Here is an 11,560-nt window from a genome sequence, read left to right on the forward strand (position 1 = left end):
GTGCCGGCAAAACGCCCGATTCTACCGGTGGCCGCCGCGCGCCGGCGCCCCTACCACGCCCCCCAGTGCCCCACGCCGTGCATGCCCTCGTGCAGCATCTGGCCGTCGCCACGGCGCACGATGGCGTTCATGCCAAAGGTGATGGCGCCCATCAAGCGGCGGTCCTGGCGGTAGCTTTGCAACACCGGGCTGACGCGGCCATCGGGCACCCCCGTGGCCGGGTCCACGTCCGGTATGGCGCAGCGCGCGCACGGCTTGACCAGCTGCAGCGTGACCGCGGGCGCGTCCGGCGGCGCACCCGCGGCGTGCCAGTCGATGCGCTCGAGGCGGTCCTCGTCATGCGGTTGCACACCGGCAATCACCACGTTGGGACGCAGCCGCTCCACCCCGATGGGCGGCTGGCCCTGCAGCGCCAGGCGTTCGTTGAGGTCCGCCAGCGACGCGCTGGAGACCACCAGCAACGGAAACCCGTCGCTGAAGGTGTTGGGCGCCTCCACCCCACCGGTCCAGCGCAGCGACGACAGGCGCCGCTCATCCGGGTCGCAGCGCACCAGCCGCAGCGGCCCCATGCCCGTGGGCAGGTCGGGCGCCAAAAAATCCGTGAACCACTGCGCGGCCACGTCGCCCATGTCGTAGGCGTCGACGCTGTCGTCCCAAATGCGCACGCGGCACGGCGCCTGCGCCGCGTCGAGCGCCAGGTGCAGCGACAACATGCCCGGCGCGCGCAGCTCCAACCGGCCCATGCGCAAGCGCGGCTGGATCAGGGCCATGCGGGGCAGTTCGCGCTGCGAGACGAACTCGCCATCGGCATCCACGACCATCCAGGTGCGGTCCCACTCCAGGCCGGTTTCCAACAGTTCCACCGAGCGCAGGCGAATGCCGGCGCAGGATTTGACCGGATAAATCCAAAGCTGCTCCAGCGTCAACGGCAAGAGGGCAGAGTCATCGAACATGGCAGCAAACCCATGGGTGGCAACACAGGGCGCCATTGTGCGCCCAGCATGCGCCCATTCATGCGCCCAGGATGCGTCCATTGGACACGCCGCCCGCGTGGGAGCCAGAGGCGCACCTACAATGGCCACATGAGCGCAACTTACGACGTGGCGATCCTGGGCGGGGGCATTGTCGGCCGCACGCTGGCGTTGCTGCTGGCGCGCGAGCGGCTGCGCGTGGCCCTGGTCGAGCGCGCTTCGCCCGCGGGCGCCGCCGCCCCCGACATCCGCGCCTACGCGCTCAACGCTGCCTCGCGCGCGCTGCTGGAATCGGTGCGCGCCTGGCCGGCTGACGCCCAGGCCGTGACGCCCGTGTGGCACATGTGGGTGGCCGATGCTGACCCGGTGGCCGACCCCGTAGCCGACCCCGTCGCCGACACCGCGCACCTGGACGCTGCGGCGGCGCTGCGCTTCGACGCCGATCCCGCGCAGCGCGCACCGCTGGCGTGGATCGTGGACGTGCCGGCGCTGGAAGCCACCCTGGCCCAGGCGGTCGCGTTCCAGCCCGGCATCGAGCGTTTGCGCGGTGACGGCAGCACCCGCCCCAAGGCAGCACTGACCGTGATTTGCGAGGGCCGGCGCAGCGCCACCCGGACAGCCGAGGGGTTTGCCTACGAGACCCGCCCCTACCCCCACACCGCGGTGGCCGCGCGCCTGCACTGCGAGCGGCCGCACGAGGGCGTGGCGCGGCAGTGGTTTGGCGGCGACGACATTTTGGCTTTGCTGCCGCTCGACGGGCCGCAGGGCCGCAGCGTGGCGCTGGTGTGGTCCGTGCCCCACGCGCGCGCCGCTGCGCTGCTGGCGCAGTCGGCCGAGGCGTTTGCCGCATCGGTGCAGCGCGCCTGCGGCCGCGCCCTGGGCGCCATGCACACGCAGGGCCAGCCCGCGGGCTGGCCACTGGAACTCTCCGTCGCCCGGCCCTGGGTGCGCCCGGGCTTGGCGCTGGCCGGCGACGCCGCCCATGCCATGCACCCACTGGCCGGCCAGGGCCTCAATGTCGGTCTGGCGGATGTGGCCGAGCTGGCGCGCGTGCTGCGCGAGCGCGAGTACTGGCGGCCGTTGGGCGACTGGCGGCTGCTGCGCCGTTACGAGCGCGCGCGTGCGGCACCGGTGGCGGCCATGCAAGCCGCAACCGACACCCTCTACGGCCTGTTCGGCAGCCCCGACGCGCGCTTGACGGCCCTGCGGCGCTGGGGCCTGCGCGCGGTGGACCGGCTGGAACCCATCAAGCAATGGTTCATCCAACAGGCAGCGGGGGAGCGCATCGCCCCGCAACCCTGACGCCTGACGCGCTCGGCCGCGCGTTGCCCCCACCCGTCGCGCTTTGCCCGACCACTGGACACACACCACCATGACCCACACTCGATTGCCCACCGCCGCCTGGACACGCCGCCTCGCACTGGGCGCGCTGGGCGCTGCGGCGCTGACCGCATCGGCCCACGCCAACGAGGCGCTCATCCGCAAAAACCTGGCGGACCGGCTGCCCAACCTGCCACGCATCGAGGAGGTGCGCCCCACCCCCATGCCGGGTTTGTTCGAAATCCGCCTCAACGGCACCGACATCCTGTACACCGATGCCGAGGGCAACTACCTCATCCAGGGCGTGCTGATCGACACCAAGGCGCGCGTCAACCTGACCGAAGAGCGGCTGGACAAACTCACCGCGGTCGCCTTCGATGAGCTGCCGCTCAAGGACGCGCTGACCGTGGTGCGCGGCAATGGCCAGCGCAAGTTGGCGGTGTTTGCCGACCCCAACTGTGGTTTTTGCAAGCGCTTCGAGCGTGACCTGGCCAAGCTCGACAACGTCACCATCTACACCTTCCTGTACCCGGTGCTGGGCAAGGATTCGCACACCAAGTCGCGCGCCATCTGGTGCGCCAAAGACCGCGCCAAGACCTGGAACGACTGGATGGTGCGCGGTGTGCCGCCAACCGAGCCCGCGGCGGACGCCAAATGCGACACCGCCGCGCTGGAGCGCAACCTTGCGCTTGGCCAGAAATACCGCATCACCGGCACGCCCACCACCATCCTGGCCAACGGCACGCGGCTGCCCGGGGCGGTCGGCCTGGATCGGCTGGAGGCGCTGCTGGCCCAAGCCGGCACCGGCAAATGAGCGCGTCGGCCCGGCCCACGGGTGGCACGCCCCGGCGCGCCGTCCCACCCGCCGCGGTGCGCTACCGGGTGGAGGTGGCCAACGCCCACGCCCACTTGTGGCGCGTCACGCTGGCCATCGACCACCCGGCACCGCGCCAGCGCGTGAGCCTGCCGGTGTGGATCCCCGGCAGCTATTTGGTGCGCGAATTCGCCCAGCACCTGCAGCGCCTGCGCGCGCACGTCGATGCGCGGCCGGTGCCGCTGCGCGCGCTCAACAAAAACACCTGGGAAGTCGACCTGACGGATGCGGAGCCGGCCACGACGCTGACCCTGTGCTACGAGGTTTACGCCTTTGACCCCTCGGTGCGCACCGCCTACCTGGACGCCGAGCGGGGCTTTTTCAACCCCACCAGCCTGTGCCTGCGCGTGCATGGGCGCGAGAACGAAACCCATGCGCTGACCCTGGCCGGCTGCGACGCCACGCGCGGCTGGCGCGTGGCCACGGCACTGCGGCCCCTGACGCCGGCACCCGCCGGCCGGGCTGGTGCGGCCAGCGGCTGGCGCTGGGCGGCTGGCGACGGCTTTGGCACCTACCTGGCAGCGGATTACGACGAGCTGGCCGACAGCCCGGTGATGTTGGGCGACTTCTGGTGCGGCGACATCGTGGTGCGCGGGGTGCCGCACCGCTTCGTGGTCAGCGGGGCGCCTGCCGGCTTTGATGGCGAGCGGCTGCTGCGGGATACCGCGCACGTATGCGATGCGACCATGACCCTGTGGCACGGCGCCGGTGGGGCACCGCCCATCGACCGCTACGTCTTCATGCTGCACGCGACCCCCGATGGCTACGGGGGGCTGGAACACCGCCACAGCACCGCCCTGGTGTGCGCCCGCACCGATTTGCCGCTGCAGCCGCTGCCGGGTGCACTGGCGCCGGGGCCGAACGGGGTGCCGCTGCGTGCCAGCGACGGCTACACCACGCTGCTGGGCCTCATCAGCCACGAGTACTTTCACACCTGGAACGTCAAGCGCCTGCGCCCGCGCGAGTTTGCGCGCTACGACTACGACCGCGAAAACCACACCGAGCTGCTGTGGTTCTTCGAAGGCTTTACCAGCTACTACGACGACCTGTTGCTGCTGCGCGCCGGGCTGATCGACCCGGCCACGCACCTGCAGCTGGTGGCCAAATCCATCAACCACGTGCGGCAAACGCCAGGGCGGCAGGTGCAAAGCGTCGCGCAAGCGAGCTGGGATGCCTGGATCAAGTACTACCGCGTGCAGGAGAACACGCCCAACGCCACCGTCAGCTACTACGCCAAGGGTGCCCTGGTGGCGCTGTGCCTGGACCTGACCCTGCGCGCCGAGGGCCCCACCACCCTGGACGATGTGATGCGCGCCCTGTGGCAGCGCTGTGCCGGCGGCCCCATGCGCGAGGCCGACCTGCGTGCCGTCCTGCGCCGCCTGGGTGGGCGCGACTTTGGCCCGGAACTCGACGCCTGGGTGCACGGCACCGACGAGCTGCCCTTGCGCCCGCTGTTGGAGCGCCACGGCGTGCGTTGGCAGGAAGACCCCGCGCCACTGGCCGAACAGCTGGGCGTGCGGGTGGAGGAGGCCAACGGCATCCGGCTGCGCAATGTGTTGCGCGGTGGCGCCGCCGAAGCCGCTGGCATGGCAGCGGGGGATGAGTGGCTGGCGGTCGAACGCGCGGGTGACACCTGGCGCGTGCGTCGGCTCGACGACGTGGCGCTGCACGCCCGCGGGCTCGACGTTGGCGATACGCTGGTGTGCTGGGTGGCCCGCGAGGGACGGGTGCTGCGCTGCCCACTGCCGTGGCCGGCGCCGGCCACCGTGGTGCAGCTGCTGCCCGCCAGCGCTGCGGGCGGTGCCGCCCTCACTCCCCCCGAAACTGCGGGGCGCGCTTCTGCAAAAACGCGGTGACGCCCTCCACATAATCGTGGGAGCGGCCCAGCGCCGCCTGCCAGTCGCGCTCGGCCTCCAGTTGTTGTTCGAAAGACCGTTGGGACGCCCCGCGCAGCAGGTGGCGCGTGGCCACCAGCGCCCGCGTCGGCATCGCGGCCAGCCGCTCGGCCAGCGCCAAGGCGGCGCCCAGCGGGTCGTCTGCCACGTCCCAGATCAGGCCCCAGGCCTTGGCCTGCTCGGCTGGGAGTTTGTCCCCCAGCATCGCCCACGCCAGCGCGCGCGCCAAGCCCAGGCGCTCCACGCTCAGCCAGCTGCCACCGGCGTCCGGGATCAGCCCGATTTTGCTAAACGCCTGTACAAAGCTGGCGCCCGGGGCGGCGATCGCGATGTCGCAGGTCAGCGCCAGCGACACGCCGGCCCCCGCAGCCACGCCATTGACCGCGGCCACCGTGGGCACGCGCAGGTTCATGAGCGCGCGCGCGCTGGGGTTGAAACACTCCTCGATCACGGGGCCGGGGTTGGCCCGCTCCAGCATGTCATCGCCGGGGCTGAAGTCCAGCTCCGACAAATCCAGCCCGGCGCAAAAACCGCGCCCGGCACCGGTGAGCACCAACGCGCGCACGCTGCCATCGGTCTCGATGGTGGCCAGGGCCTGCTGAAACGCGCGGTGCATGGTGCGCGTAAAACTGTTGAGCGCCTGGGGCCGGTTGAGCGTGAGCACGGCCACCGCGCCACGGCGTTCGAACACGACCTCCTCGGCCGGGGTTGCGCTGTCGGGGGGATTGAGGGTCATCGGCTGTCTCCTGGGTTGTGGCGAATCCTGTGGTGGGGGAGGCGCGGCGCGGGCGGTGGCCCCAGCGCAGATGGTAGCGCGTGCGCTGGCGCGGGCATGGCACGCGCTATAGTTGCTGCCATCCCATCCCAACCCCACCGCCTGCGCCAAGGAGCCTGCATGAGCGCGACCGCCCCCACCTACGAAACCCTGCTGACCCGCACCGAAGGCCCGGTCGGCATCATCCAGCTCAACCGCCCCAAGCAGCTCAACGCGCTCAACGACCAGCTCATGGACGAGCTGGGCGCGGCGCTCAAAGCGTTCGACAGCGACGAGGCGATCGGCTGCATCGTCCTCACCGGCAACGAAAAGGCCTTTGCCGCGGGCGCCGACATCGCCGCCATGGCGCGCTACACCTTCGCCGACGTCTACCGCAGCGAGTACATCACCCGCAACTGGGAGGCGCTGCGCCACGTGCGCAAACCCGTCATCGCCGCCGTGGCCGGCTTTGCCTTGGGTGGCGGCTGTGAGGTGGCCATGATGTGCGACCTCATCATCGCCGCGGACAACGCCAAGTTTGGCCAGCCGGAGGTCAAGATCGGCGTCATCCCCGGGGCCGGCGGCACGCAGCGGCTGCCGCGCGCCATTGGCAAGGCCAAAGCGATGGACATGGCGCTGACCGGCCGCATGATGGACGCCGCCGAGGCCGAACGCGCCGGCCTGGTCAGCCGCGTGGTGCCGCTGGACAAGCTGATGGACGAGGCGCTGGCGGTGGCCCTGACCATTGCCGGGATGCCGCGGCTGGCCGTGCTGGCGGCCAAAGAGGCGGTCAACCGCGCCTTCGAAGGGCCGCTGGCCGACGGTCTGCAGTTCGAGCGCCGCATGTTCCACGCCATGTTTGCCACCGAGGACCAGAAGGAAGGCATGGCCGCCTTCCTGGACAAGCGCCCCGCGCGCTTCCAGGGCCGCTGAGGCGCACGGCCCGCACGCGGCAGCCGCGCTTTTGCCGCTATAATGTGGGCTTCGCTGGCGCTTTAGCTCAGCCGGTTAGAGCGACGGAATCATAATCCGCAGGTCCGGGGTTCGAATCCCTGAAGCGCCACCAAAAAATCAAAGACTTAGCCCGCCTTCGTGCGGGCTTTGTTTTTTCTGCGGCTGCTCGTGTGGCCACCGTGTAGCCCGTTGGGGCCGGTGGTGCACGGGCTGGCGCCGCGTAACGCCGCGTTGCCCGGCCGCACACGCCACCACCCACCACGCGCCCCTCGACGCGCCCAGCCCCTTGAAAACTGCCGTCGGCGGCCTTATCATTAGCACTCGCAGGCGGTGAGTGCTAACAACACGCCGCCCCACTCCCCTATCCTTCATCGTCCTTTCGACAGGAGATCGCATGAAACTTCGTCCTCTCGCCGATCGCGTGATCGTCAAGCGTTTGGAAAACGAAACCAAGACCGCGTCGGGCATCGTGATCCCGGACAACGCGGCCGAGAAGCCCGATCAAGGCGAAGTGCTGGCCGTCGGTCCCGGCAAGACCAACGACAAGGGCGAAACCAAGCCGCTGAGCGTCAAGGTGGGTGACCGCGTGCTGTTTGGCAAGTACAGCGGCCAGACCGTCAAGGTCGATGGCGAAGAGCTGCTGGTCATGAAGGAAGATGACCTGTTTGCGGTCATCGAAAAGTGATTCGCTGCGCTGACGCAACGACAACGCTCACATACCCGATTCGGAAAGGAAACTGAACATGGCAGCAAAAGACGTCGTTTTTGGCGCTGATGCCCGTCACCGCATGGTCGAAGGCGTCAACATCCTGGCCAATGCGGTCAAGGTGACCCTGGGCCCCAAGGGCCGCAACGTGGTGCTCGAGCGCTCCTTTGGCGCCCCCACCGTGACCAAGGACGGTGTGTCCGTGGCCAAGGAAATCGAGCTCAAGGACAAGCTGCAAAACATGGGCGCGCAAATGGTCAAGGAAGTTGCTTCCAAGACCAGCGACAACGCCGGTGACGGCACCACCACCGCGACCGTGCTGGCCCAGGCCATCGTGCGCGAGGGCATGAAGTACGTGGCCGCCGGCATGAACCCGATGGACCTCAAGCGTGGCATCGACAAGGCGGTCGAGGCGCTGGTGGCCGAGCTCAAGAAGATCAGCAAGCCCACCACCACCAGCAAGGAAATCGCGCAAGTCGGCGCCATCTCGGCCAACAGCGACGAGTCGATCGGCCAGATCATCGCCGAGGCGATGGACAAGGTGGGCAAGGAAGGCGTGATCACCGTCGAAGACGGCAAGAGCCTGCAAAACGAGCTGGATGTCGTCGAAGGCATGCAGTTCGACCGCGGCTACCTGTCGCCCTACTTCATCAACAACCCCGACAAGCAGGTGTGCGTGCTGGACAACCCGTACATCCTGCTGCACGACAAGAAGATCAGCAACATCCGTGACCTGCTGCCGGCGCTGGAGCAAGTGGCCAAGGCGGGCCGTCCGCTGCTGATCATCGCCGAAGAAGTCGAAGGCGAGGCGCTGGCCACCCTGGTGGTCAACACGATCCGCGGCATCCTGAAGGTGTGCGCCGTCAAGGCCCCGGGCTTTGGCGACCGCCGCAAGGCCATGCTGGAAGACATCGCCATCCTGACCGGCGGCAAGGTCATCGCCGAAGAGGTTGGTCTGACGCTGGAGAAGGTGACGCTGGCCGACCTGGGTCAAGCCAAGCGCGTCGAAGTGGCCAAGGAAAACACCACGATCATCGACGGCGCGGGCAAGGCCGAGGACATCGAGGCGCGCGTCAAGCAAATCCGCGTGCAAATCGAAGAAGCCACCAGCGACTATGACCGCGAGAAGCTGCAAGAGCGCGTGGCCAAGCTGGCCGGCGGCGTGGCGGTGATCAAGGTCGGTGCCGCCACCGAAGTCGAGATGAAGGAGAAGAAGGCCCGCGTCGAAGACGCGCTGCACGCCACCCGTGCGGCCGTCGAAGAGGGCATCGTGCCCGGCGGTGGCGTGGCGCTGCTGCGTGCCCGTCAGGCCGTGGGTGAGCTCAAGGGTGCCAACCCCGACCAAGACGCCGGCATCAAGCTGGTGCTCAAGGCGGTGGAAGCGCCGCTGCGCGAAATCGTGGCCAACGCCGGTGGCGAGCCGTCGGTCGTGATCAACAAGGTGCTCGAAGGCAAGGGCAACTTTGGCTTCAATGCCGCCAACGACACCTATGGCGACATGATCGAAATGGGCATCCTGGACCCGACCAAGGTGACCCGCACCGCGCTGCAAAACGCCGCGTCGGTGGCCGGCCTGATGCTGACCACCGAGTGCATGGTGGCCGAAGCGCCGAAGCCCGAAACCCCGGCGCCGGCTGGTGGTGGCATGGGCGGCATGGGCATGGACATGTGATCGGCCGGTAACGGCATCGCATCCTGCACCGCAAGCCTGCCGGGGTCGTACCCGGCGGGCTTTTTTACTGCCCGTTCGTGCGGGTGACGGGTGCCCCGTTGGACGCGCCGTTGTCCATGAGGGCGCGCAACTCCCGTTCGTAGGCCTGCAACGGGGCCGCGGCCTTGGTGCGCTGCTCGGGCGTGGCGCGGGCGTGCCAATGCCAGCGGCGGACAGCCTCGTCCAGCCCCACCACGCTGCATCCGGCGGCTGCTGCGGCCACCACGCCCGCAGCCACCCAACGGCCCACGGCGCGGCCCCCGGTTCCCGGGCACCCCCCGGGGGTCGGTCAGGCCCGCGCCTCGCGCTCGCGGCTGAGCGCGATGAAGCGCGCGAGGTGGTGGTCTTCGTCACCGCACTGGTGGTCGATCATGATCAGCCGTTTGGCGTAGTGGGCCAACGGCAGCTCCCAGGTCATGCCGATGCCGCCGTGCAGTTGGATGCTTTCTTCGGCCACGAGGGTGCCGGTGCGCCCGATGGTGGCCTTGGCCGCGGCGATCAGCCGGTCACGCTCCAGCGCATCGTCGCCGTCGAACGCGGCAGCCGCGTTGATGACCGCCGAGCGCGCTTGCTCCACCGCCATCCACATGTCCACGGCGCGGTGTTGCAGGGCCTGAAAGCTGCCAATCGGCCGCCCGAACTGGTGGCGGGTTTGCAAATAGTCGCGCGTCATGCGCTGCGCTTGCGACATGGCGCCCAGCCCCTCGGCGCACAGGGCCAGCACCGCGCAGGCCAGCCCGTGCGCCAGCACCGCCGGGGCATGCATGGGGCCAGCCACCAGGGCCTGCTCGGGCAGCTGCGCGGCCACCAGGGTGAGGTCGGCGGCAGCGCCACCATCGATGGTGGGGTAGGCCCGCACGCGCACACCGGGTGTCTCGCGCGGCACCCAGAACAGGGCGATGCCATCACGGTCGCGCACGCCCCCGGACAGCCGCGCCGAAACCAGCCAGCCCTCGGCCTGCGCGCCGTGGGGCACCACCGCCTTGTGGCCATCGAGCACCCAGCCTTGGGCGTCGCGCCCCGCGCTGGTGGCGACATGGTGGGGTTCGTGGTGGGCCTCGGGCTCGTCGTGGGCCAGGGCCACCACAGCGCCGGCCAGCACGCGCTCGAGCAGTGGCTGCCAGCGCGGCGGGTCATCGGCGCGGGTCAGCATCTGCCCCACCACCAACGCCCCCAGCAACGGCTCGATCAGCAAGGCGCGGCCCGCGCTTTCGAACACGGTGGCGATGTCGAAGCCACCGCCACCCAGACCGCCCACGGAGGCCGGCAGCAGCGCCGCCACCGCGCCCAGCTCGACCAGATCGGCCCACACCTGCGCGTCGTAGCCCAGGGGGCTGGCGGCCGCGGCGTGCCGGCGCGTCATCGGGTAGCGCTGGGCCAGGTAGCGGTCCAGCGAATCGGCCAGCATGCGCTGATCATCGGTGCGTGAAAAATCCATCTGCCTGCCCCCTCACAGTCCCAGCACCGCCTTGGCGACGATGTTTTTCTGGATTTCGTTGGAGCCACCAAAGATCGACAGCTTGCGGTGGTTGAAATACTGCGCTGCGGCGCTGGCCGCGCCGGGCGGGCCGACGGCCTCGTCCGCCCGCTCGAGCGTGAGGGCCGCTTCGATCCAGGGGCGCGCATACGGTCCCATGGCGCGGCGCGTCAGGCTCAAAATCTCCTGCCGGATCTGCGTGCCCAAAATCTTGAGCAGCGAGCTCTCCGGCCCCGGGGCGCCACCACCGGCGACGGCTGCCAGCACGCGCAGGTTGGTGGTCTTGAGGTTTTCCAGCTCGATTTCGACCCGCGCCAGCCGCGCGGCAAACAGCGGGTCCTCGATCAGCGGGCGGCCGCCCTTGCGCACCAGGCGCGCGATGGTTTTGAGGCGCTCGAGCCCCGCCACCGAAAACCCCACCCCGGCAATGTTGGTGCGCTCGTAGGTCAACAGGTATTTGGCGATCGTCCAGCCTTGGTTCTCGGCCCCCACCAGGCGCTCGACGGGTACGCGCACATCGGTCAGAAAAACCTCGTTGACCTCGTGTTCGCCGTCGAGGGTGATGATGGGCCGCACCTCCACACCCGGGCTGTCCAGATCGATGAGCAAAAAGCTGATGCCCTCCTGCGGCTTGGCCTGGCGGTCGGTGCGCACCAGCGCAAACATGCGGTTGGCGTAGTGGCCCAGCGTGGTCCAGGTCTTTTGACCGTTGACGATGTAGTGGTCGCCCTCACGCACGGCGGTGGTCTTGAGCGAGGCAAGGTCGGAGCCGGCGCGATGTCGGTGGTCAGCGGCCCCAGGGTGTAAAAGGGCGCCTCGTGGCACTGCTGCAGTTGCAAGTCCATATTCTCCCGGATCAGGTGCAGCGGCACATGGCCAGGCCCCTCGACCATGACCT

10 protein-coding genes, 1 tRNA gene and 2 pseudogenes are annotated in these 11,560 nt (G+C 69.2%); 7 read left to right on the forward strand and 6 right to left on the reverse strand.

Going from position 1 to position 11,560, the window contains the following annotated elements:
- Positions 1-50 precede the first annotated feature (50 nt).
- Positions 51-953: an MOSC domain-containing protein gene (locus Tther_RS06775; protein ID WP_143902211.1), complete on the reverse strand. Its 903-nt coding sequence runs from the start codon at positions 951-953 to the stop codon at positions 51-53.
- Between the two features lie 129 nt (positions 954-1,082).
- Between Tther_RS06775 and Tther_RS06780 the strand changes: the two genes are divergently transcribed.
- The 3 genes from Tther_RS06780 to Tther_RS06790 all read left to right on the forward strand — a co-directional run bounded on the left by Tther_RS06780 (position 1,083) and on the right by Tther_RS06790 (position 5,021).
- Complete coding sequence (locus Tther_RS06780) at positions 1,083-2,273, forward strand: FAD-dependent monooxygenase (RefSeq protein WP_143902213.1); 1,191 nt, start codon at positions 1,083-1,085, stop codon at positions 2,271-2,273.
- Positions 2,274-2,343: 70 nt separating this feature from the next.
- Positions 2,344-3,105: a DsbC family protein gene (locus Tther_RS06785; protein ID WP_143902215.1), complete on the forward strand. Its 762-nt coding sequence runs from the start codon at positions 2,344-2,346 to the stop codon at positions 3,103-3,105.
- On the forward strand, positions 3,102-5,021 hold the full coding sequence (locus Tther_RS06790; RefSeq protein ID WP_143902217.1) for a M61 family metallopeptidase: 1,920 nt from the start codon (positions 3,102-3,104) through the stop codon (positions 5,019-5,021). The genes Tther_RS06785 and Tther_RS06790 overlap by 4 nt, the downstream gene beginning before the upstream one ends.
- Here the strand turns inward: Tther_RS06790 and Tther_RS06795 are convergent.
- Positions 4,975-5,796, reverse strand: a complete 822-nt coding sequence (locus tag Tther_RS06795; RefSeq protein ID WP_143902219.1) for an enoyl-CoA hydratase-related protein — start codon at positions 5,794-5,796, stop codon at positions 4,975-4,977. The two genes, Tther_RS06790 and Tther_RS06795, sit on opposite strands and share 47 nt — an antisense overlap.
- Before the next feature lie 159 nt (positions 5,797-5,955).
- On the opposite strand from Tther_RS06795, the gene Tther_RS06800 reads away from it, so the two are divergent.
- The 4 genes from Tther_RS06800 (at position 5,956) to groL (ending at position 9,146) form a co-directional block, all read left to right on the forward strand.
- Positions 5,956-6,747 (forward strand): enoyl-CoA hydratase, encoded by a 792-nt coding sequence (locus Tther_RS06800; protein ID WP_143902221.1) that lies wholly within the window; start codon positions 5,956-5,958, stop codon positions 6,745-6,747.
- 56 nt (positions 6,748-6,803) lie between these two features.
- Positions 6,804-6,880: transfer RNA gene (locus Tther_RS06805), tRNA-Met, on the forward strand.
- A gap of 282 nt (positions 6,881-7,162) precedes the next feature.
- Positions 7,163-7,453, forward strand: coding sequence for a co-chaperone GroES (gene groES / locus Tther_RS06810; protein ID WP_043702757.1), 291 nt, complete (start codon positions 7,163-7,165; stop codon positions 7,451-7,453).
- A 58-nt stretch (positions 7,454-7,511) separates the two neighbouring features.
- On the forward strand, positions 7,512-9,146 hold the full coding sequence (gene groL, locus Tther_RS06815) for a chaperonin GroEL (protein ID WP_143902223.1): 1,635 nt from the start codon (positions 7,512-7,514) through the stop codon (positions 9,144-9,146).
- 64 nt (positions 9,147-9,210) lie between these two features.
- Here groL and Tther_RS06820 read toward each other — a convergent pair whose 3' ends face one another.
- The 4 genes and pseudogenes from Tther_RS06820 to Tther_RS06835 all read right to left on the reverse strand — a co-directional run.
- Positions 9,211-9,435 carry a hypothetical protein gene (locus Tther_RS06820; RefSeq protein ID WP_143902225.1) on the reverse strand — a complete coding sequence of 75 codons (225 nt, stop codon included), beginning with the start codon at positions 9,433-9,435 and terminating at the stop codon, positions 9,211-9,213.
- Between the two features lie 39 nt (positions 9,436-9,474).
- Positions 9,475-10,623, reverse strand: coding sequence for an acyl-CoA dehydrogenase family protein (locus Tther_RS06825; RefSeq protein ID WP_143902227.1), 1,149 nt, complete (start codon positions 10,621-10,623; stop codon positions 9,475-9,477).
- A 12-nt stretch (positions 10,624-10,635) separates the two neighbouring features.
- A pseudogene (locus tag Tther_RS06830) lies at positions 10,636-11,436 on the reverse strand (acyl-CoA dehydrogenase family protein); the annotation flags it as partial.
- Positions 11,433-11,560 (reverse strand): annotated as a pseudogene (locus tag Tther_RS06835) (phosphomethylpyrimidine synthase ThiC); the annotation flags it as partial. The pseudogenes Tther_RS06830 and Tther_RS06835, both read right to left, overlap by 4 nt.

Origin of the sequence: Tepidimonas thermarum (assembly GCF_007556705.1) — a bacterium.
Taxonomy (GTDB): Bacteria; Pseudomonadota; Gammaproteobacteria; order Burkholderiales; family Burkholderiaceae_C; genus Tepidimonas; species Tepidimonas thermarum.